This is a genomic window from Pseudomonas sp. Irchel s3b6 (genome assembly GCF_900187415.1).
Taxonomy (GTDB): Bacteria; Pseudomonadota; Gammaproteobacteria; order Pseudomonadales; family Pseudomonadaceae; genus Aquipseudomonas.
Map to the genome: position 1 here is coordinate 206,998 of NZ_FYDM01000001.1, position 21,366 is coordinate 228,363.

The window sequence follows — 21,366 nt, forward strand, 5'->3', positions numbered from 1 at the left end:
GTCTGTCGAGGCCGTTCAAAGGACGGGCTCCGCGCGTCGGTGCATGGTGCGCACCGGTGGCCACGGCACCCAGCGTTTGCGCAGCAAACGGAAGCCGTTATGCAGGTACAGTTCGCGCGCTCGCTGGTTGTCCAGTGGCACTTCCAGGAACACGTCCTTGAAACCGCTGGCCGCGGCCTGTGCGCAACACGCCTGGACCAGTGCCGAGCCGACGCCATGCTGGCGTGCGGTTTTGTTCACGCGCAGGCCGTACAGCAGAAACGGGTAGCGCCATTCGCGCCACTCGCTCAGACAGAACGCGGCAAAGCGCAGCCAGCCGCGCAACCAGCCGAATTCGCGGACAAAGGGTTGCGAGCGCAGGGCAAAGGGGCCGCGCAGGTGATGCTTGAACGCGGCATAGCCCTGCGCCTGACCGTCTTCGAAGGCCAGCAGCACCCGGTCCCAGTGAATGCTGGTGCCGAGCAGGCGCTGGCGGCAGGCGGTATCGCCGAGAATAAACGCCAGCGAGCCGCGACCGTCCGTGACGATCCGCGACAGCGCGGGGTCGGCGGTCAGGTCCGGCGCCAGGCTCGATCCCAGTACGATCGTCACCACGGCTTCAAACCACGCCGGCAACAGCGGTGGGCGTGCGAGCTTCGTGGGCGTAGGCAACCAGACGGCTGGACAACACGTCAACGCGGATCGGGCAGGGGCTGGCGCCGGGGTGTCGTCGGTTGGACCAGATCAGGTAATCGGTGTCGCCGGCCGGCGCGCCAATGGCCTGGTACACGTTCGGCAGGATCGGCACATGATCGCCGAAGAAACACAGGAGCGCTTCCCGTGGCTGTGCGAGCAGGGTGCCGCGCAGCTTGCCCAGCATGCGATCGGCGTTGGCGATGTGGCGAAGATAGGGGACCAGGTCGTCCATACCGGCGAGCAGCGGGCGGTCGAACCAGGTCGGCAACTCGGCAGCGTCGACGTGCTCCAGGTGCAGCGGGCCGTGGTTTTCCATAGTCACCGCGTGGATGAACAGCGGCTGGCTGCGGGCCGGGTCTTCGAGCAGTTCGCGGATCTTGTCGGCCACGGCGCAATCGCCAATGAACGGCCCGGCCTTTTGCGAGTCGTCGAAGGCGCGCACGTCAATGAACTCATCGAACCCCAGGGCCGGCAGCACGGTGTTACGTCCGTAGAAACTGCCGTCGTAAGGGTGGATGCAGACCGTGCGGTAGCCCAGGGCCTTGAGGTGCGCCGCGATGCTTGGCAAGCCTTGGCGCGCCAGCACCCGGTAGGGGTTGAAGCGGTGTACGCCGAGGCGGTCGCCGGGGATGCCGGTCAGGTAGGCGAACTCGGTGCGCACGGTGTTGGCGCCCCAGGCGGCCACTTGCAGCTTGCCACGGGCCAGGGATTGCTCGACAAGGTGGTCGTATTCACTCAGTACCTGGGTCTTGACGCCAGGCCACAGGTCGCGCACATCGAAAAACGATTCGCTCTGCACCGACACCAGGTCGGGCAGGGGCATGCCGGGTGGGCAAGCGCCTGGTGTGTTGAACGGCGAGCCCAGTGCACTGCGGTCGACCGGTGCGCGGGCTGCCCAGAAGTACCGCCACAGGCTGGCCGCCAGGCCCCAGCGCCGTACATCGGCCTCGGCATCGAAAGTCGGTGCGCTGCGGCGATGGCCGAGCTTCAGCAGAATCACGCCCGCGAGGCCCAGCCAGAGTGCGCTGAGGCGCCCCCCCGCGACTTGCGGTTCGAAGCTCAAGCCGGCCCACAGGTAAATCACGAAGCCCACGGCCAGCAACGCGGCCTTGCCGATGCCGAAGAACGGCAGGTACAGGCGCGGGAAGCGCACGGCATCGCTGAAGTATTCGAAGTCGGCGCACACGAACGGTTCGCGCAGGGAGTGGTACTTGGCGTTGCTGACCATCACGATCAACAGCCACAGCAGCAGTACGTTGATGCCGCTGAACAGCGGGCGCGCGGTCGCGCCATACAGCACAGCCAGAGCGACGGACCACAAACCGCCGTGCAGCAACCAGCAACTCAACGGGCGGCGCAGGTTCGGGCGTGGGGTCAGCAGGCGTTCGATCAGGACGGTGAGGAGCAGGCCGACGATGCCGACCTGAAGGATGGACAATTCACTCACTGTAATTCAGACCACGCAGGATAAACGAAGAAAGGCGCTGCGGAATCACCCCCAGCAGCCAGGTGCCGAGGTTCAGCGGGAACGGGAAACTGATGCGGGCCTGGTTTGCTGCCAGCCCGCGCTTGATCCGTCGGGCAGCCTTTTCGGCGGTCCACAGAAAGGGTTTGGGGCCGGGCATTTCGAAGCACATTTTCGACTCGACGTAGCCGGGGACGATCACGTTGATCTTCACTCCTTCCGGCGCCAGCCAGTCGCGGATCGCCTCGCCGTAGACACGGATCGCCGCCTTGCTGGCGCTGTAGGTCGGCGTTACCGGCAACCCGCGCCAGCCCGCCAGTGAACTGAACAGGGCAATCTGTCCATTGCCGCGGGCACGCATGGCCGGCAGTGCCGCTTCAACGGTGGCCAGGGCCGCCATCACGTTGACTTCGAGCAAGGCGCGGCTGTCGTCCCAGCGCTCGGCTTCGCCATGGCTGCCCACGGCGGTATTGAGCCCGGCGCCGACCAGGACCAGGTCTGGCTGCTCGTCTTCGCTGACCCGGCGAACCATGGCGCGCAGCTCATCCAGTTCGCGCACGTCCAGGGCTTCGAGCAATACCCGGGCACCGAGTGCGCGGCATTCGCTGGCCAACTCTTCGAGGCGGTCCAGGCGGCGGCCCTGCAGGATCAAGGTCACGCCCGGCGCGGCATAGGCCGGCGCCAGTGCGCCACCGATACCGCCGGTGGCGCCAGTGATGAGAATGCAGCGGGGCGAAGATCGGTGCGTCATAGGAAGTTTTCGATTCTCGAGGTCTTTGCCAGCAACACGTCCAGGCAATTGTTCACGGCCATGTCGATACCGCAGCCGGTATAGAAACCGCCATTGATCTGGGTGGTGTGGATGACGGTGTTGCGAAAATGATGGAACAGGGCCATGTCCGGCGCTTGCGGGTGATGCCAGAAGTCGTCGAGGTTGCCTTGCTGGGTCAGCCCGGGCATGGCGTAGATCGGGTTGGCGAGGGTGAAGGTCGGGCGTTTGTGCAGCAGCGCCGACGCGCCTGCCGTGCTGTTGACCGTAATCATCCCGGCAATGTGCGAGAGCAGCGTCGGCATGTGCCCGCTTTCCAGGAAGTCGACCCGGTCGGCCACGTCATACTGCCTGGCAAGTGCCTGGGTGATGCGCTGGTAGTTCACCAGGCCAGGGGTCAGCGGATGGTTCTTCACCAGCAGTCGTGCGGCGCTCGGCGCCGAGGCGGCGAACGAGGCGATCACATGGTTGATAACGTCGAACATGTTGGCGAAGGGCGAGTGGTCCTTGATCTGCGCATCGCTGTCCAGTTGCAGTGGCAACAGGAAGGTCGGATGCCGCTCGCGAGCGACTTCGGCCACCCGTGCATCGTCGCGACGCGCGGCAAACAGCAAGCGTATGCCCTGGCGGACGAAACCGGCATATTCCGTGGCCGCACTGTATGGCGCATGGGTGCGGTAGTGGGGGAAGCACAGTTTGTTCAGTGCGCCGCCGCTGTGGTAGAGCACGTCATGGGCGGCACGGGCGACGAACGACAGTTTGAACGGGTTGCCATTGTCATAGCGTGCAATGTGCTGGCCGACGTCGCGGAACCAGTCGGGGTCGCGTGGCAGGCGCGAGTTGTTGTTCACACCGTCGCGTTCCAGGGTGACCCAATAGGGGCGGAAGTAACCTTCCTCGAACACATGCACGCGAATGCCCTGCAGCCGGGCCAGGGTCACCGCCGGGCGATGCACGGGGCGGCAGTCTCCGAACAGCACCAGGTCGGTGACCTGGTGGTCGTGGAAATACTGGCTGTAGAACGCCTCCAGTTCCTGCGGGTGCGCCGAATAGACGCTGCGCGAACCGGTGCTGTACAGCAGGTCGCCGACGTTGAAGCTGATGCTGTGCACGCGTTGGTCGATCGTCCGCAGGGCCTTGGCCAGCCGGGCGAAAAACGGCGAGCTGACACCCTGCAAAAACAGAAAGCTATTGCGCGGATGAGGCGCAGGAGGGCGATCCGTTGCCCGCGCCTTCAGCTTCTCAGGCGTCTCATGCCCAACAAGCTGCTCAAGCGCTGTTTCAAGTCCTGCCATCGGGATGTTGCTCCTGGCTGCGGTAGAGCATGCCAATTCTGTAATTCGTAGAGAGTCTGTTCAGCGGTGGTGAAGCGGTTGGTGATGCGGCTGACATACGTGGGGTACAGCAGCAGCGTGCCCGCCACCAGTTCATCCAGGCTCAACTGGCGTCCGCGCCGGGCTTGCACGTCGGGCTGGAGGTCGACATCCCGGGTCAGCCCCCAGCCGGCATAGAACGGCTGGCCATAGGTGGTGACCGGGACACCGCGCAGCAAGGCTTCGAAGCCGGACTGGGAGGTCAGGACGTGCACCTCGTCCACGGTTTCGAGCAATTGCTGCAAGGGCGTATTGCCGATGACCTCGTCGCACCAGTGCACCGTCTGTGCTTCGTCGTCGCCCCGGGCTCGGGTACCGGCCAGCACTTCAGGGTGCGGCTTGTACAGCACCCACGCCTCGGGGTTGCGCTCGCGCACCGCTTGCAGCAGTTGCAAGTTGCTGCGGATGCGATGGGCGCCGAAGCGGATCGAGGCGTCGCCTTCCACCTGACCGGTCACCAGGATCACCCGTTGTGCCTGGGGCGGTCGCTGCCAGGCGTCGCCAGGCAAGTTGTATTTGGTCAACCCTGCGCGGCAGATGGCTTCACGCAGATCTTGGGCGCGGGTCAGCAGCCCGGCATCAAAGCGCTGATCCAGCAAGATGCGCTCAAGGCGCGAGCTGCGGGTGGCGTCGTAATAGATGCCCAGGTCGTCGACGACCCAGGACAGCGGGCGGGCCTTGCCGGCGCCGAGGCCAACCGAACGCAGGAACCCGTCCTCGACCCGGCTGACCGGTTGCGGGTGCTCCCTGAGGTCAGTGTCGTGCTTGCAGCCCCAGGACACGGTAGCCAGGCGTGGGTCCAGCGGTTGTTCGGGTTTGACGAAGCGAATCTCGCAGCCGTTGAAAAACAGCTTCACCAGCGGCTCTTTCCAGCGGCTGAAACCGAGCATCTGGATGGCTGCCGGCAGCGCACTGCGATGGCGGCGTTGCAGGCCGAGCCAGTTGATCAACACTTCCGGGGTACATGGCTGACCGGTTTCGGGGCTGACATAACGTGGGTAGCGCACCAGGCTGGCGTGTACCAGTTGGGCAAGGCTCACCGGCTGGCGCCGTGACGGTGCCGGCAGGCGGTCATCCGTCAGCCCCCAGCCGGCATAGAACGGCATGCCCCAGGTGTGCACGGGCACATTCCACAACAGCGCATCGAAGCCCAGTTGCGAGGTCATCACGTACACGGCCCGCAAGCGCGGCAGCAGCTCGGCCGGGTGGACATTGCGCGCCAGCACCTGGACCCGTGGCTGGTCAGCCAGCGCCGCCAGGTCGAAATGCCCGCGCTTGCGGCCGGCGACCACGTCCGGATGCACCTTGAGCAGGATCGTGCTGGCGGGATAGCGCGCCAGGGCCGCCTCGAGCATCGCCCTGAAGTCAGCGGGGCCGGCGCCCTGCAGCGAGGCATCGGCGAAGGTCTGGTCGGCCACCAGCACACAGTCGGCGGGCAGGTCTGGGTATTCTATGCGGGCGTCGTTGTACTTGGACACCCGCTGTTGTTGCCACAACTGTTGCAGCGCCGTGGCACGCAGGGTGTCGGCATCGTTCAGGGGGAGGGCAATCAACTGCTCCAGGCGCGAAGGCGCGCTGGCATCGTAGTACACGCCGATGTCATCGACGATCAACGACAGCGGTGGCTCGTCAGCGCCCAGACCCACGGAACGCAGGAAGCCGTCTTCCAGTGTGAGGATGGGTCGATTGGCTTTCGTTGCTTTGGCGATGATGTTGAGTGCGCTAGGTTTGCGTCCCCAAGCCATAAGGTAGTCCGCTCTACCGACGGCGCGCACGCCGCCATGCTGCAGGACGTAATCGGGCAGCAGCGAGGGCAGCGTGGCAATGCGTTGAGCACCCTTGGAGAGGATCAACAAGCGCGGGCGATGAGAAACGTCATCCATAAACGTGGAACGGAAATCCATTAGAGTGAGCGATTGCGCAGGGCAATGATGATGAAAAAGCCATTGCCCCTGAATAATATCGCGCGAATGTTAATACAATTTAACAGATGGAGAGCGGACTTTTGGATATGTATGTAGGGGATTTCTGAAAAGTGTCCGCTATCACCCTCGATGACTGCCTTTCGCCAAGCTCACAGCAAGCTGAGCAAGTAGTCGTACTTCTGCCGCAGCACCGGCATGCGCTGTGTTTCCTGGTACTCGGCAATGGTCTCCGGGCGCAGGCAATGGAAGAGGGCGTTGAGCAGGAACATGTAATGCAGGTTGCGCAGCGCTTCCCCTGTGTCGAAGCCGGCAGGCAGGGCCTCGCGGTAGGCGTCCAGGAACTGCTGCCGGGCCGTGAGGAACACCGGCATGTCCTTGCGCCGGAACAAGGCCCCCAGGTAGGCCCCGCCATCGAACCCCACGCGTCCAACCTTGACCTCGCTCCAGTCGATCAACTGCAGTTGGTCGTTGTCGATGAACAGGTTCTTGCGCAGGTAATCCATATGACTGATGCAGCGGGGACTGCGGCGCGCGGCCCGGCCCAGTCGCGCCAGCAGCGGCTCGAAGGCCTTGAACGAGTCGGCCAGGCCGATGAATCGCTCATCGTTTCGGGCCAGGTGTTCGAGTTCGGGCAGGCAACGGGCGAAGTTGAAGCGCGGGCGCAGCAGGAACCAGGGGCGAAAGAAGTCCATGCTCCAAAACAACGGGGCCTTGTGCCTCGGCTGCTGGCTCAAATATCGGTGGCTGAGGCTTTCCAGTTCGGCGATGCCGAGCGCCAATTGCTTGGCAATGGCCTGCATGCGCGGCGGCTTACCGCGTACGAAGCTGGTGAAAATCAGACTTTCCCAAGGGGTTTCAATGACGCCCAGGCAGTCGGGGTAATGAAAGTGCTCACTGCCGCTGAGCATGTCCCGGGCCCGATAGAAGCGGGCCTCCTGGCTGCCGATGAACGCCACTTTGCGAATCGACTTTTCCACCAGCTCCAGGTCCTGACCCGTGCAGGGGTCGACCAGTCGGTGATGGCGCACGTAATTGACGAAAGAAGCGTTGGAGGCCAGGTCTTGGCTGATGATGGTCACCGGGCGCTCTCCCCAGTGAGGGTGCAGGGTGCGTAAATGGTGTTCCAGGTGACCGTGTTGCCAGCGGTAGAGCGTTCTGCAGCCTTGCAGGGGGTGTAGATCCAGGTTCATAGCTTCAACTTAGGCAAACGCCATATGTCCGATTTGTAGCGGTTTTGGTAACAATATGCTGCGGGATACAGAACGCAGGCACAACGAAAAGTTTGCTGAAATGGCTGTTGCCGTGGCTCGGGCCGGTATTTAAAGCGTTTTAATTGCTTGTCCGGCAGCAATGGGACTTTGCTAAATGTTGCAAAAACCCTAAAATTGGCCGTTCAACGCCACGTTGTTTTCAGGGACGAAAGTCAAAACATGAATCACCTCGCTATCGCTAAAGAAGCCCTTATTGCCCAGGCGCAGGCTGTCACTCAGCTGGCCAGCCGTCTGGATGGTGAATTCCAGAATGCCGTCGAGCTCATCCTCGGCTGCAAAGGCCGCACCGTCGTGTGTGGCATGGGTAAATCCGGCCTGATCGGGAAAAAGATGGTCGCGACCTTCGCTTCCACCGGCACCCCGAGTTTCTTCCTGCACCCGGCGGAAGCCTTTCACGGCGACCTGGGCATGCTCAAGTCCATCGACGTGCTGATCCTGATCAGCTACAGCGGCGAAACCGATGAACTGATCAAGCTGATCCCGAGCCTGAAGTCCTTTGGCAACAAAATCATCGCCATGACCGGTAACGGCAAGTCGACCCTGGCCAAGCACGCGGATATCTGGCTGGACATCTCCGTCGAGCGCGAAGTGTGCCCGAATAACCTGGCCCCTACCACGTCGACCCTGGCGACCATGGCCATGGGCGATGCCCTGGCCGTGGCATTGATCGACGCCATTCAGTTCAAGGCCATGGACTTTGCCCGTTACCACCCCGGCGGTAGCCTGGGCCGTAAACTGCTGACCCGCGTCAGCGACGTCATGCATTCGCCGGCACCGATCGTCACCCCGGCCACCAGCTTCCACGACTGCCTGCTGGTCATGACCCAAAGCCGCATGGGGCTGACCGTGGTCATGGACGACAATGTGCTGGTCGGTATCGTCACCGACGGCGACCTGCGCCGCGCGCTGCTGGAAGACGAAGGCGTGATCCACACCACCGTGGCCCACTTCATGACCGCCAACCCGCACACCATCAAGGAAGACTCGCAGCTGTCGGAAGCCGAAGCCTACATGCTCGACAACAAGATCCGTGCCCTGGCCGTCACCAACCACGACAACGCTGTCGTGGGTGTGGTTGAGATCTTCGACTGATACCGCGGAACCCCAAGGCTTTGATCGTTCCCGCGCTCCCGCGTGGGAATGCAGCCAGGGATGCTCCGCGTCCCATCAACGGCCCAACGCCAAACGCTGAACTGCACCAACGATAACGGGGCCCGACATCGGCCCCGTTACCCTCAACAGCGAACAGTCCTTGCGCTTACTGCGCCATCTTCGCCATCACCTGCGCATAACCCGCCGCAGTGCCCAATACCGCGTCCTTGCCCTGGGCAAACAGGATAGTGTCCGCCACTTCACGGAACGCACCGGTACCGCCCGCAGCCTTCAGTTCATGGGTGGCCGCCGCTTTCACGTACACCGGCGCATCCGCCACGGCAAACGACAGCGCGCACGCGGCGAACGCCGGCAGGTCGATGCAGTCGTCGCCGATGCATGCCGTTTGTGCGGCGCTGACACCGGCTTCGGCCATCAACTGGTTGCAGGCCGCCAACTTGTCCTTCACGCCGAATTGGCAGAGGGTAATGCCCAGGTCGGCCACGCGCTTGCGCAGGGTGGCCGAATCGCGACCCGACAGCACCGCTACTCGCACACCGTTTTCTTCCAGCAGGCGCATGCCCATGCCGTCACGCACGTGGAAGCGCTTCAGGCATTCGCCAGTGGCATCGTAATAGATGCCACCGTCGGTGAGCACGCCGTCCACATCGGTGATCACCAGGCGGATGTCATTCAGCGTAGGCCGTGGGGCAGGGGCCTGGCCGCTCATCAGCGCACGCACTTGCTCCAGGCACTCTGGCGTGTCCACGCCCGGGCCGGTCGGTTCCACCAGGTACGCACGAATGCAATAACCCGCGGCCATCAACCTCAGTTGCTCCAGCTTCTCGGCGTGTTCCAGCATCGGCTGCGGCAGGCTGCTGTAATCAGCCAGCACGTCGCGACGATAGCCGTACACGCCCACGTGCTTGAGGTAGTGAGCGACTTCGCCGTCCCGTGGGTACGGGATCGGCGAGCGGCTGAAGTACAGCGCGTTGCCGTTATTGGCCAGCACCACTTTCACGGTGTTGGGGTTGCCGGCTTCGTGTGCTTCGATCGGGTGGCACAGGGTGCCGACCTTCACGCTCGCATCGGCGAGCATGCCGACTGCAAGCGCCTCGATGTCCGCCGGACGCACCAACGGCTCATCACCTTGCAGGTTGATGTAGATGTCTGCCTCGACCTGGGCCATGACTTCGGCCAAGCGGTCGGTGCCGGACGGGTGATCCGGCGAGGTCATCACGCACTCACCGCCAAACGCCCGTACCGCTTGCGCGACGCGTTCGTCGTCGGTGGCCACCACGACCACCTGGGCATTGGCGACTTGCAGGGCGCGCTCGTAGACGTGCTGCACCATCGGCTTGCCGGCAATGTCGGCCAGCGGCTTGCCTGGCAGGCGAGTCGAGCCGTAGCGGGCCGGAATGACAATCGCGACCCGTTGTTCTGTACGTGCCATGTTCAGAATCCTTGCTTCAAGAGGCGCTGCTTCAGGCAATGTTCAGTGGTGCGAACGACTTGACCAGGTCATCCAGTGCCTTGATCTGCGCCAGGAACGGCTCCAGTTGATCCAGTGGCAGGGCGCTCGGGCCGTCGCACTTGGCCTGGTCCGGGTTCGGGTGCGCTTCCAGGAACAGACCGGCCAGGCCTACGCCCATGCCAGCACGAGCCAGCTCGACGACCTGGTCGCGACGACCACCGGAAGCGGCACCCGACGGATCGCGCTGCTGCAGGGCGTGGGTTACGTCGAAAATGATCGGCAGGTTCTCGCACGTACGCTTCATCACGCCAAAGCCCAGCATGTCCACGACCAGGTTGTCATAACCCAGGCAGGTGCCTCGGTCGCACAGGATCAACTGGTCGTTACCGGCTTCCTTGAATTTGTGCACGATGTTCTGCACTTGCGACGGGCTCAGGAACTGAGGCTTCTTGATGTTCACCGGCTTGCCGGTCTTGGCCAGGGCCATCACCAGGTCAGTCTGGCGCGCCAGGAACGCAGGCAGTTGCAGTACGTCGACCACTTCGGCAACGGGAGCCGCCTGATAAATCTCGTGCACGTCGGTAATCACCGGAACACCGAACTCAGCCTTCACCGCTTCGAAAATCCGCAGGCCTTCTTCCATGCCGGGGCCGCGATAGGAGTGAATGGACGAACGATTGGCCTTGTCGAAGCTCGCCTTGAATACGTAAGGAATGCCCAGTTTCTCGGTGACGCGCACGTACTCGGCGCACGCGGTCAGGGCCAGGTCCAGGGATTCAAGGACGTTGATGCCGCCGAAGAGAACGAAGGGGGCGTTGTTGGAGCATTCGATGGTTGGGGTGATTTTGATCATTTTTTTTACTCGGAGAAACCCATAGGAAAATAGCCAATGGTTAGGCAGGCATTCTTAATCTGAACGACTTTGCTTTTTCCATCGGCAGCTAGATTGAACCTTACGAAGATACGGTCCTTATGGTTATGGTTTACAGACGTGAATTGCTCGAATACAACAAGCCTCTTCCACTTTCCTGCGGAGCTCTTATCTGAGTTCTTATGGTGATAACCAGAATCTCCGACTCCGCCGAGAGTGAGTGAAATCTCACCGTCGGTTGTAAATACGTCAGCAGTAAATGTCAAAAACTGGCCGCGGATGTTTTTGGTTTCCACCGACTCGGGTATGCTGGAGTTGATGTAAATGTTCTTGTTTCTTGCTTCGCTGATATGTATTTCACAGAAGTTGTGGTTGCCGTTTATGGTTACTGGGGAGGCCAGTTCATTTCTAATCCACCAGTAATCATTGAAGAATGAATTGTTGTTTGAAGCGTTGAAATTTCCGTTTGTGGCAAAGTCATTGCAGGAAATCAGATTGTCGGAGGCGTTGTAGGGCAAACTTGTTAGGCGCCACTTTTCACCATCGAAATAGCAAATTGCACCGGAAAGTGTATTGTTGTGATAAAAGCCAATGTTTCCGAAAAGGATATTGGAGCCGGCCGCCTCATGGTTGTACCGGTCTTGCCAGAGGATGCCTTTTTTTGGGGGTGTCAGAGATCTAAAAGGATCGTCTATTGATAGAAGATTCCTTTCAGATCTCAATGACTTTTTTGTGTTTTTTGCTTCTGCGGTTAAGCTTTCGACTGTCGATGAAAGATCAAGGTTTTTTCGAAATATAGAGAGTAACTCCATAACATCATAGACGTACTCGATGTTCTTTCCGAAATAAAGTACATGGGAGTCAACGTCAACAGTTTGGATAATGAGCTTTTTGTTGTCAGGCTTGGTGTTGATAAGTAGATTGGCATTGATCGTATCTATATCGTCATGCCCATGTATGATGTAGATGGCTGAGTCTTTCCAGATTGCTCCGGCAATCTTTTCGATATTTATATGGTTTCCGTTTAAGTCATTGATGTGTTCAATGAGTTCTGGCCACGCATAGTCTTTGGTGATGTTTAGATTTATTTGAGGGTTGGATGCAATCGCATTGAGGTTAAGCTTCAATGCATGAAGGATTGCGCCATATCCCGACATTGATGAGCCAAAAAGAAAGACGTTCTTGTTGTCGTAGTTTTTTGAGTAGTTGTAAATAACTCTTTCGAAGGATTCGCCATTGTCTTCGTCGAGATACCAAGAATTCTTTGGATCGGTTATGAATAACAGATCGCAGGTCTGCTTTTCTAGGAATGACCGGAGCGCCATGTATTTTTCGCCATGGTTGTGCGCGCTCATGACAATCAATAGTCTTTCTGAATATTTTTTTCGGTTTAGACGTACAAAAAGAGTTCTCTTCCCTGAGACAATTGATTCGTTGCGTTCGATGATTTCTACAAGGTCGAGCGTGGCAGTCACATTCAGTTCTCTTGTTTGATGTGGAGGTAGATACACTCTGTATATTGAGGTGTATCTAACTCCACTTGGTTTATGCTTTATTTATTTCTAGAAAAGCGCATTTTTTTTGGAAAAAAAACATGTAGCCAGCGAATTCGCTTGTTTTTCGAGTCCGAAAAGAACTTTTTTGGAGTATTGCGAAATTTTTGCCATTTTTTTTTCGATCTTTCAATCGCTTCTACTTTTTCTTCTTCTATTTTTGCTTGTGCGATGCGTTTTCCATGATCTTCGGAATCGGTTTCGATTGCTTTATTTTGGGGGGCTGTGCTTGGTTTTTCAACCTGGGCGGGTTGCTGTGGCTTGGGGGCTGCCGTTCCTGCGGGAGCGGGAGCGGTTGCTGGTTTAGCGGGGGCAGTTGTTTTCGCAGGAACAGCTGCTTTGGCAGGAACAGCTGCTTTGGCAGGTGCAGTTGCTTTTACCGCCGGGACCGGTTTGGCAGCAGGTGCAACCGGTTTTGCTGGTGCGACAGGAGTGGCTCCTGGCACGCTCGGTTTTAAAAGAGTGACATGTGAAGGCAACTGGAATATGTTTTTCAGTTGGGCCTTTCCGGAAGGGAAAGCAGAAACCAAAGAGTACTGAAGCGTCCGAAGCAAAAAGTTTTCGTAGCTGCGGTATGCTTCTATTCCAAGGTGGCTCGGTACCTTGCCAGAGTTTAGATCTTTAATGAAAAGATCAATTTCGTCAGCATTGTAGTCCGAAGTGAAACCTTTTTTCCCGTAAAAGGCGTTGCCGAATTGTATGGGCTGGTAGCCCTCAAATGCTGCCTCGATTAAAGCCTGAGAGTTTATTCCGGCAATAAAGTCAACTTGTTTGAATAGTGACTTTATGTTGAAGTCTTCAATAAATATTAGTCGGTCGTTTGCGCTCGTGATGCTGGGGGAGGCGCTGAATTTTTTGCAGAGTGTATTCAGTGTCAGAGGTGCAGTGATGTTTTTCTTTTTTCGTTCCCAAGGGTGGGATTTAAAAATTATATTCAGTTCAGTGTTGGCAAGAAGCTTTTCTATGAGTTTTGTATAGAAAGAGATACTATTTAGACCGGTGCCATTGTGTTCAAGGACCGAGAAATCATTCAGTACTTGGCCAGTGATAAGGATCGTTGGTTTTTTGTTTTTGAAAAGTTTAGCCTTGGATTCACTTGGTTGGCTTACATTTTTGTTTTTTGCTGAGATGACTTTGTTGATCGCTTTGTTGCGCTCGCGGTCTCGTTCGTCAGCCGAAATTTTTGGTTCTAAGGATTTGAAATAGGCCAGGTGCTTGATGTTTGAGTTGTTTGCGATGGGTTCGTATTTTTCTTCAATATAGTTGTCATTTCCAGTGAAGAAACTTTCGAGTACGAATGCACGTGCAGTATGCGTGCGGGTGAACTCAAGTAATGCCCGTGCATATGTCAAACTGCCAGAGAACACCAGCGCAAATTTTGGATTATGCTTTCTAAGCGAGCCTGACCAAAAATTGACCCAATGAATAGCTGCGGCCATATTCCACAGTACTATTTCACGATGATTTTCTAGCAATAAGCTGAGCAGTGCTTTTGCGTCTTTTGGTAGTTCCTTGTCTTGGAACTCATCAAAGGTTATTGCGAGGCATAGAATTTCCGCTCGAGATACTTTGAAAATATTGATTTCTAGTACGCTGTACTCGAACAGTTGAGCAGCAGAAAGATTTTTTATAAGGTTGTAATTTTCGGTTAGCTTTTCCTTGAATGGAGTGTAGTCGCCGAAGGCGCTCATCCATTCGTGGTAGTCGTTGTTCGTAATTACGGTCGCTTTTGCGTCTACAAAATAGTCGAACAGACTGCGAAAGTTTCTGGTGTGAATGTGTACCGGGTCCGCGATAAGAAACTTGCTCATGCAATTGCATCCAATGCTTTATTGATTGATACCTGATTTCCCTTCAGAAGCTTGAGGTGTTGCTTCATGTTCATGAGAATGGAGTCTTGCCACGTAATAAGGTTCTGGCTAGGTGATTGGCAGGAATGAAACATTCTCGAATAAGCATTGCCTTCATTGCTGGCCAGGCTATTGATGGTGTTGGCGTCAGTGGCGGGGTCCATCGTTAGATAAATGCCGTGGCGCCCATTCTCGATAAGATCCGGCACCATCCCTATTGGATTTGAGAGCACAGGGACGCCCATCGCTGCGGCCTCGGGGATGTTGGCGGGACCACCTTCAAAATAACTCGTCATCAAGAGTGCATCGATACTGCGGTAGGCATCGATCAGGGTCGGGTAAGGGAGTCTTTCGTATACTTCGGTTTCGAATCCGAGACCTCTAAATACGCGACCTTCCTCGGCTCGACCATCACCTACCAGGAAAAATTCGATGAGTGAAGGGTCTAGGCGTTTGGCAAGCTCAAACAAAAATGCCTCTCCCTTGACCTTTCTTCCATATCTTTTCGATACGATGGCAAGCGTGAACTTTTCTCGTCTGATGCGTCCCTTCGCGCGTGCGCCATCAATAAGGTGATGGTTGTATCCGTGAGGAACAACGCAGGTGTGGTAGATGCCACACTCGGCTAGTTTTTTTTGCTGCAGGGTATTCAAGCAAATAACCATATCTGCTTCACGGTACCGATCAAGAAATGCGTTGAGCGACAGCCATCCATCAGGGTCGTTTAGATCGTGGTGAACAGTAACGACGCACGGAGATATTAGCTTATCCTCTAGGTGAGGGCGGTGGTAATGTCTAACGTGTGCGCCTATAACAGGCTTTTCGCTAACGATTTGCTCGGCGAATCCTTCGGTATAGCGAGAAAAATAACTAAATATATCGTCGAAGATCCCGCTATGAACGTTGTTGGATGTGACGTGGTTTATGATGATGGTCATGTCGAGTTTTCAACCCTGAAAATTCGTGATGTTTAAGATTTAACGCTGGGTGTCAGACGTCTATTTAACAGGGCGGGCTAATCAGAAGGAGTCCTACGGATTGCCCGTTGTTGGCTTCGTCTTATTTGTAAACGCCTACGGCACGTCCTAGCACCATGGTCTGTACGACTGGCGAGATAACTTTTTGCCACTCGTACACTGCTGCGTTAGTTACGTAGATCGTGTCATCCGGTTTAATTACGATTTGACGTGCGTAAAAAATCGCCGCTGGATCGCGCATGTCCAGGCGAAGAACTGTTGGTTTTGGATTGGCACCTTCCCCCATGCGGAACACGAAGACTCCTTCCGGATTCGCGCTGGCTTCTCGCAGGCCACCGACGCTACCCAGCGCATCCAGCAGGCTGGTGTTCTGTGCTGGCAAGTCTTTCAGGCCTGGTTCGGCTACGGCGCCCATGGCTACGAAGCGTTGCCGTGCACGGTCCAGTACCACTTCCGAGTTCGGGCGCAGCACCATGTTGTTGCCGGCCAGTACGTCTTCATAGTTGAACTGCTGAACCTGACTGCCGGTACGCACGGTGACGTTTACCAGGTGAGGCTCCATCACGGGGCCACCGGCCTGGTTGACCGCGTCGAGCAGGGTCAGCGGGCCTTGCAGGGTGCTGAAGCGGCCAGGGGACTTGACCGCGCCGGCCACCAGTACCGAGCCCGACAGGTCGCCGACCAGTTCGACGTGGGTCTGCACGTCGGTGGTCACGCCTTTGAGCTGCTTGCGGATCATGTTCTCAACCTGGTTGAGGGTCATGCCGGCGACGAACTGACGGCCCACATAGGGCAGGGAGATCATGCCCTGGTCGTCGATGCGGGTCTTGAGTTGGGTACCGCCGGTGGACAGTGGCGCGAACAGGGCCGAGCCTTCCGGTGCGTTGTCGGTGATCAGCACGCTGAGGGTGTCACCGGCCATCAGGCGCGCCGAAGGGGCGACCGGCTTGGCGATGCTCGACTGCACTGTACGCTCGGCACCGCGCATGTAAGGCGCGATGGTGTTGGCGTTGATCTCGACCAGGTTGTACGACTCGTTCTTGGTTTCGATATCGCCCTTGTACGGTCCGGCGCCCGACAGCGTGCCGCCGCATCCGGCCAGGCACAGGGTTGCCAGGGCCAGCGCCGCCAGTTTCAGGTTGAACTTAGGGGAGACAGCAGGGGATTTAATCACGATGATCCTCGATCGAAGCCAGGATGAAGCGGGTTATGCCGTACAGCATGAGCAGGCCAAGCAGGATGGTTGCCAGGTTGTACAAACGCTCTGGGTACAGGGCCAGTTGCGGGGTGTTCGGGCTGACCACGGTGACCAGGGTGCGGATCTTTTTGCTGGCCTCGATACGGGCGTTGTCGAGGGCGGCGACGGCTGTCTTGTAGCTTTCTTCGGCGATGCCGGCGTCCAGGGTCAGTTGCTGGAAGCGCGAGGCGACCACGTTCAACTGGGAGCCATCGGGCGAGGAGACCAATAGGCGTTTTTCCTTGGCCAGTTGCTGGGTGATGGCGGTGACTTTCTGCTTTTGCTGTCTGACCTGAGGCGAGTCCGCCCGCAGCTTGAACAGCATTTCGGTGAGCACCGCCTGCTCCTTGGTGTACTGGCCTTCCAGGTCGGCAATGATGGTGGCGCGGCTCTGTGCGGTGTTGCCGCCGTCCAGTACCTTGTTGTCATTCTGGAAGTCGAGCAGTTCGGTCTTGCGCTCGGCGTAGTTGGTCCGCACCGTTTCCAGCTCGCTTCTGGCAAAGGCCATTTGCTCGCGGGCGATGCTATGGCTGACTTCGTTGACGAAGTGTTCGCTGGCTTCGAGGATGGTGCGCAGCATCTGCTCCGACAGCTCGGGGGTAAAGGCTTGCACCTCGACCCGCAACAGGCCGGTGGTTTCGTCATAGTGAGCCGAGACCATGCGCTGGTAGTACTTGAGCAGGTCTTCGCGTTCGGCGTCGTTGTCCAGCCAGAAGAAGATGTCGCGGCGCTGGGTGGCATACTGCTCGATCCAGTGCAGGCGCTCTTCCAGCAGCAGCATCATGTCCATGGACACGATGTACTCGCGCAGGTAGAGGGTCTCTTCCCGGGAGGCCGGGTTGGTGCCGGTCAGCAGGGTGGCCAGCCCGGGCACCGCGGCGCTCTGGTTGCCGCCATCCTGGCGGACGACCACCTGGGCGGAGCTGACGTAACGGTCGATGGCGAACATGCCGTAGTAGATGGCCGCCAGGGCCAGTGGCAGGACCACCAGGCCGATTGCCAGGCGCCAGCCCTTGAGTTTACCCGTACTGCTCATATGTGATGCATCCTTGAAGTGGAACGGTGCTGCGATATAAGGGGGGGTGATCAGGTGTTGTAGGCCTTGATGCCTTCGGCGACGTCTTCGTAGATCTGGATGCCGCCATCGCGTACCAGCAGGACGATGTCGCAGAGCTTTTCGACTTCAGGCATGGTGTGCGTGACCAGTACCACTTTCGATTGCTGCAGTTTTTGCTGGAACACTTCGGCGCATTTGCGCTTGAACTGCGCATCACCCACCGACATCACTTCGTCGATCAGGTAGTAGTCGAAGTCGAACGCCATGCTCAGGCCGAAGGCCACGCGTGAGCGCATGCCGGAGGAGTAGGTCTTGATCGGCTCATCGATCCAGTCGCCGATTTCGGCGAACTCCTGAACGTAGCGGACTTTCTCGCGCATGGCTTCGCCTTCGGCGCCGTAGACCCGGCAGACGAACTTGATGTTGTCGCGGCCGGTCATGCTGCCCTGAAAGCCACCTGACAGGCCGACTGGCCAGGAAATGCTCCGGTCGGTGACGATGGTGCCGGAGTCGGGGATGTCGGCGCCGCCGAGCAGGCGCATCAGGGTCGACTTGCCTGCGCCGTTGCGGCCGATCAGGCCAATGTTCTTGCCCGGTGGAATCGACAGCGACAGGTTGCGGAACACATACCGGCGCCCCTTTGGGGTCAGGTAGGACTTGGTGACATTCTTGAGTTCGAACACGTTGCCTGTACTCAGCCGTTTTTCGTGGAAATGAGGTGCAGCCGGCGGGCGCGGTAGCTGCCCAGGGCAACGAACAGCAAGATCACCGTGAACGTGATCACGTAGGTTTCAGACACGCCATCGACCGGGGTGTAGTGAGGCAATACTTCGGCACGGATCAGTTCGACCAGATGCAAAAACGGGTTTAGCAGTAGCAGGGGCATCATGGCTTGTGGCAGATAGGATGCCGGCAAGAGCACGCCGGAAATGAAGTAGAGCGGGAAGAAGGCCATCCGGATGACCACCTTGAGACTGGGAAGGGCATGGGTAATCAGCGCCAGCAGCATGCCCAGACCAAAAGCAAACAGCAGACCGAGGGCTAATGTTGCCACCCATTGAAGCGGGCTGTGCACCGACATGTCGAAGCCGAACCAGGCGAAGCCGAACACCAGAATTGCGTAGACCGTGACGCTGATGCAGGCTTCTACCAGTACTCGGGCCACATAGGTGTCCAGCGGTTTGATCTGCTTGTAAGCGAATAGAGAGCGATTTTCTCGCAGGCTGTCCATCAGTCGCAGGGCGATGTTGCGGTAGAGCAGGAAGGGGGCCATCCCCACCAACACGAACACCGGGTATTCAACGCCGGAGACGGTGCGGCCGCGAATCAGCGAGAACAGCACGGTAAAGATCAGCAGGTGGCAGATCGGCTCGATCAGGGTCCAGACCGCGCCCATGCGGCGGTCGCCGAAGCGGGCGCGGGCCTCGCGCAGCACCAGGGCAAAGATGACCGATTTTTGAATCTGGAAGGAGGAACGAGGCTTCAAGATAGTTACCGCACAGCGAAGCAGCGTGCCTGGGCGCGCCGGTGAATTCATTTCAGGAAAAGCCCGTGTCCCGCGCGGTGTTTTGGGGGATTCAGGCAGCTTCCTTGCTCTAAGGGCGGGGAGATTAATCGCTGGGTGGTATTAGCGTCAAGGGAGAAGCATTCCCTATAACCTACATTCAGCAGGCTATTTTCCTATCTCGAGGTATTACATTTTTGGCTGAAAGTTGTGTGTGGAAAAGTCAAGCCCCACATAAAAGATAGAGTTTCATGTCGAAATGCCATGATACCAAAGTGATATCACTGTGTCGAATTAGGTTGTTTCAGACTCATTGTGTTGAAAGTATGCGCGAACTGTTCGTTCGCGAATCCGCGGCTCAGTAGACTTATTGCTTACAACTGGCTTGGAGAGTGGATACATCGCACCAGCGGACCCCTTGCAAGCCCTGATTCGCAGGAGTGTAGATGCCAGAAGGGTGCGACGCTCACGGCAGGCGACTCTGGGCTAGCGGACAGGTGTGTTTTTCAGTTTGAACGGTATTGGTACGGATGTACCGTTTGCGCCTGGCGTGCGTGGACTGCGTTGCATTGTCGAGCACCACGCTGATTTGTAACGGCAAAGCTTGTTGAAGCAGCGGCTTTGAAATCTACTTTGTCACAATGCGAGCGCATTCGATCTCAATACAGAATTGTGCCTCGATCATGTAACCACCGGAAGTGGTGCGGTAATTTGCCGGTTTTTTGGCGTGCGATTTCTTGACTGTGTAACCGTGATCGCGTGTTAAGTAATGCGCGTGTATTGATCCAATTACATTCGTCATCCAAGTTTCATGGTCATGTCACATAAAAGGATTAAGGGGGGGATGTAATAGTCGAAGTCGGGCGTTGGTATGATCAGGTGTCGATTTGTAAATACCGCTGGGGTGTTTTGACACTTTGTATGCGCAGATCGGTTTGCTATCTGATCACTGAGTGACCGTGTCGAAATGAACAAAAAAGGGGCCAGCATAAGACTGCCCCTTTTTTCGATTAAAGGGAGCGTTGGTTAACGCGCTTGCTCAGCTCCTGCGCGCTTTCCTTGCGTTCCGAGTAGCGGTCGACGAGGTCGGGGCGGTCGCGCAGCAGGAGGGTGAATTTCACCAGTTCTTCCATCACGTCGACGACGCGGTCGTAGAGAGCCGAGGGTTTCATACGGTCCTGCTCGTCGAACTCCATGAAAGCCTTTGGCACGGAGGACTGGTTGGGGATGGTGAACATGCGCATCCAGCGCCCGAGCACGCGCAGTTGGTTGACGGTGTTGAACGACTGCGAGCCTCCTGAAACCTGCATCACGGCCAGGGTTTTGCCCTGGGTCGGGCGCACGGCGCCGAGGGCCAGCGGCACCCAGTCGATTTGTGCCTTGAACACGGCGGACATCGAGCCGTGGCGTTCTGGCGAGCACCACACCTGGCCTTCGGACCACTGCATCAGGGTCAGCAGTTCCTGGACCTTGGGGTGGTCGCTGGGTGCGTCATCCGGCAGGGGCAGGCCAGAGGGGTTGAAGATGCGGGTTTCGGCGCCGAAGTGCTCCAGCAGGCGTGCGGCTTCCTCTACCAGCAGGCGGCTGAACGAGCGTGGGCGGGTCGAGCCGTAGAGCAGCAGGATGCGTGGCTTGGGGGTGTCGACAGCGGCGCGGTGCAGGGTATCGGACAGCAGGGCGTCGAGGTTAGGCAGGTGGTCGCTCACGGCGTGCTCCAGATCAGAGGGTGGCGATGCGCTCGAGTTCGCGCTGGCGTGCGGCGGCGTCGAGGCGGTCGAAGGGTAGTTGCAGGAAGGCGCGGCACCGGCTTTCGAGGGTGGCCAGTGTGGTGTTGAAGGCGGCGTTGATTTGGTCTTCGCTGCCGCTCGCCTCGGACAGGATGCCGCGGCAACGGTTGGCCGTGCACATGAACAGCACTGTCATGGGGTTCTCCGTTGGAAGCCGCTCATAGGTCGAGGGGTTTTACATATGGTTTATCGAATATACGGATTATCGAATATTAGGTAAAGCCCGGAGAGGGTTTTATGCAGGCGAGCGGTTGGTCGTCGAAACGAAAATGGGCGAGCTCAGGGTTGATGCCGGTCAGTTAAGCGAACGCCGCCCCTGTAGGAGCGAGCGAGCTCGCGATGGACGTTAACGATAACGCGTGTTTTCAGATTAAACGCGCTGCCCTTGAGTTCATCGCGAGCACGCTCGCTCCTACAAATGCGCGCCGTTCTCCTTAATATTGACGAGCATTGGCTCCTGAGGTCGCCCATTTTTCGGGTCGGCAG

18 protein-coding genes are annotated in these 21,366 nt (G+C 57.9%); 1 reads left to right on the plus strand and 17 read right to left on the minus strand.

What is annotated here, in order from left to right; translation table 11 throughout:
• Positions 1–15 precede the first annotated feature (15 nt).
• The 6 genes from CKW07_RS00865 to CKW07_RS00890 form a co-directional block, all read right to left on the minus strand.
• Entirely contained in the window at positions 16–594 is a 579-nt protein-coding gene (locus CKW07_RS00865) for a GNAT family N-acetyltransferase (protein ID WP_095143587.1), read from the minus strand.
• Between the two features lie 4 nt (positions 595–598).
• Positions 599–2,122, minus strand: a complete 1,524-nt coding sequence (locus CKW07_RS00870) for an LTA synthase family protein (RefSeq protein WP_095143167.1) — start codon at positions 2,120–2,122, stop codon at positions 599–601.
• Positions 2,115–2,891 carry an SDR family oxidoreductase gene (locus tag CKW07_RS00875; protein ID WP_095143168.1) on the minus strand — a complete coding sequence of 259 codons (777 nt, stop codon included), beginning with the start codon at positions 2,889–2,891 and terminating at the stop codon, positions 2,115–2,117. Before CKW07_RS00875 ends, CKW07_RS00870 begins: the two co-directional genes overlap by 8 nt.
• Positions 2,888–4,204: a capsule biosynthesis protein gene (locus CKW07_RS00880; RefSeq protein ID WP_095143169.1), complete on the minus strand. Its 1,317-nt coding sequence runs from the start codon at positions 4,202–4,204 to the stop codon at positions 2,888–2,890. The genes CKW07_RS00875 and CKW07_RS00880 overlap by 4 nt, the downstream gene beginning before the upstream one ends.
• Complete coding sequence (locus CKW07_RS00885; RefSeq protein WP_095143170.1) at positions 4,144–6,165, minus strand: capsular polysaccharide biosynthesis protein; 2,022 nt, start codon at positions 6,163–6,165, stop codon at positions 4,144–4,146. Before CKW07_RS00885 ends, CKW07_RS00880 begins: the two co-directional genes overlap by 61 nt.
• A gap of 191 nt (positions 6,166–6,356) precedes the next feature.
• Positions 6,357–7,397 carry a phosphotransferase gene (locus CKW07_RS00890; protein WP_095143171.1) on the minus strand — a complete coding sequence of 347 codons (1,041 nt, stop codon included), beginning with the start codon at positions 7,395–7,397 and terminating at the stop codon, positions 6,357–6,359.
• A 240-nt stretch (positions 7,398–7,637) separates the two neighbouring features.
• On the opposite strand from CKW07_RS00890, the gene CKW07_RS00895 reads away from it, so the two are divergent.
• Positions 7,638–8,570: an SIS domain-containing protein gene (locus CKW07_RS00895; RefSeq protein ID WP_095143172.1), complete on the plus strand. Its 933-nt coding sequence runs from the start codon at positions 7,638–7,640 to the stop codon at positions 8,568–8,570.
• Between the two features lie 166 nt (positions 8,571–8,736).
• Here the strand turns inward: CKW07_RS00895 and kdsB are convergent, their stop codons facing one another.
• From kdsB to CKW07_RS00950, 11 genes are all read right to left on the minus strand, one after another.
• Complete coding sequence (gene kdsB / locus CKW07_RS00900) at positions 8,737–10,023, minus strand: 3-deoxy-manno-octulosonate cytidylyltransferase (RefSeq protein WP_095143173.1); 1,287 nt, start codon at positions 10,021–10,023, stop codon at positions 8,737–8,739.
• Between the two features lie 31 nt (positions 10,024–10,054).
• Positions 10,055–10,897, minus strand: a complete 843-nt coding sequence (gene kdsA, locus CKW07_RS00905) for a 3-deoxy-8-phosphooctulonate synthase (RefSeq protein ID WP_095143174.1) — start codon at positions 10,895–10,897, stop codon at positions 10,055–10,057.
• Positions 10,898–10,902: 5 nt separating this feature from the next.
• The gene (locus CKW07_RS00910; protein ID WP_095143175.1) at positions 10,903–12,390 is read right to left on the minus strand and encodes a hypothetical protein; all 1,488 of its coding nucleotides are present in this window, start codon (positions 12,388–12,390) and stop codon (positions 10,903–10,905) included.
• A 77-nt stretch (positions 12,391–12,467) separates the two neighbouring features.
• The gene (locus CKW07_RS00915) at positions 12,468–14,279 is read right to left on the minus strand and encodes a polysialyltransferase family glycosyltransferase (protein ID WP_095143176.1); all 1,812 of its coding nucleotides are present in this window, start codon (positions 14,277–14,279) and stop codon (positions 12,468–12,470) included.
• Positions 14,276–15,256, minus strand: coding sequence for a glycosyltransferase family 4 protein (locus CKW07_RS00920; protein WP_095143177.1), 981 nt, complete (start codon positions 15,254–15,256; stop codon positions 14,276–14,278). Before CKW07_RS00920 ends, CKW07_RS00915 begins: the two co-directional genes overlap by 4 nt.
• A 121-nt stretch (positions 15,257–15,377) precedes the next feature.
• Positions 15,378–16,469 carry a polysaccharide biosynthesis/export family protein gene (locus CKW07_RS00925; RefSeq protein WP_095143178.1) on the minus strand — a complete coding sequence of 364 codons (1,092 nt, stop codon included), beginning with the start codon at positions 16,467–16,469 and terminating at the stop codon, positions 15,378–15,380.
• Entirely contained in the window at positions 16,462–17,568 is a 1,107-nt protein-coding gene (locus CKW07_RS00930; RefSeq protein WP_095143179.1) for an ABC transporter permease, read from the minus strand. Before CKW07_RS00930 ends, CKW07_RS00925 begins: the two co-directional genes overlap by 8 nt.
• 50 nt (positions 17,569–17,618) lie before the next feature.
• Positions 17,619–18,272, minus strand: a complete 654-nt coding sequence (locus CKW07_RS00935) for an ABC transporter ATP-binding protein (protein WP_095143180.1) — start codon at positions 18,270–18,272, stop codon at positions 17,619–17,621.
• Positions 18,273–18,283: 11 nt separating this feature from the next.
• Positions 18,284–19,075 carry an ABC transporter permease gene (locus tag CKW07_RS00940; protein WP_256576997.1) on the minus strand — a complete coding sequence of 264 codons (792 nt, stop codon included), beginning with the start codon at positions 19,073–19,075 and terminating at the stop codon, positions 18,284–18,286.
• 1,028 nt (positions 19,076–20,103) lie between these two features.
• Positions 20,104–20,799, minus strand: coding sequence for an arsenical resistance protein ArsH (gene arsH, locus CKW07_RS00945; protein WP_095143182.1), 696 nt, complete (start codon positions 20,797–20,799; stop codon positions 20,104–20,106).
• Positions 20,800–20,812: 13 nt separating this feature from the next.
• A complete protein-coding gene (locus CKW07_RS00950) occupies positions 20,813–21,016 on the minus strand; it encodes a hypothetical protein (protein WP_176465250.1) in 204 nt (67 codons plus the stop codon).
• Positions 21,017–21,366 lie beyond the last annotated feature (350 nt).

What these genes read in the sequence shown, in the direction of transcription:
- CKW07_RS00875 (WP_095143168.1), bottom strand. Translation starts at nt 2,891, where the DNA reads ATGACGCACCGATCTTCGCCCCGCTGCATTCTCATCACTGGCGCCACC.
- CKW07_RS00880 (WP_095143169.1), bottom strand. Translation starts at nt 4,204, where the DNA reads ATGGCAGGACTTGAAACAGCGCTTGAGCAGCTTGTTGGGCATGAGACG.
- CKW07_RS00885 (WP_095143170.1), bottom strand. Translation starts at nt 6,165, where the DNA reads ATGGATGACGTTTCTCATCGCCCGCGCTTGTTGATCCTCTCCAAGGGT.
- CKW07_RS00890 (WP_095143171.1), bottom strand. Translation starts at nt 7,397, where the DNA reads ATGAACCTGGATCTACACCCCCTGCAAGGCTGCAGAACGCTCTACCGC.
- CKW07_RS00895 (WP_095143172.1), top strand. Translation starts at nt 7,638, where the DNA reads ATGAATCACCTCGCTATCGCTAAAGAAGCCCTTATTGCCCAGGCGCAG.
- kdsB (WP_095143173.1), bottom strand. Translation starts at nt 10,023, where the DNA reads ATGGCACGTACAGAACAACGGGTCGCGATTGTCATTCCGGCCCGCTAC.
- kdsA (WP_095143174.1), bottom strand. Translation starts at nt 10,897, where the DNA reads ATGATCAAAATCACCCCAACCATCGAATGCTCCAACAACGCCCCCTTC.
- CKW07_RS00915 (WP_095143176.1), bottom strand. Translation starts at nt 14,279, where the DNA reads ATGAGCAAGTTTCTTATCGCGGACCCGGTACACATTCACACCAGAAAC.
- CKW07_RS00920 (WP_095143177.1), bottom strand. Translation starts at nt 15,256, where the DNA reads ATGACCATCATCATAAACCACGTCACATCCAACAACGTTCATAGCGGG.
- CKW07_RS00930 (WP_095143179.1), bottom strand. Translation starts at nt 17,568, where the DNA reads ATGAGCAGTACGGGTAAACTCAAGGGCTGGCGCCTGGCAATCGGCCTG.
- CKW07_RS00950 (WP_176465250.1), bottom strand. Translation starts at nt 21,016, where the DNA reads ATGACAGTGCTGTTCATGTGCACGGCCAACCGTTGCCGCGGCATCCTG.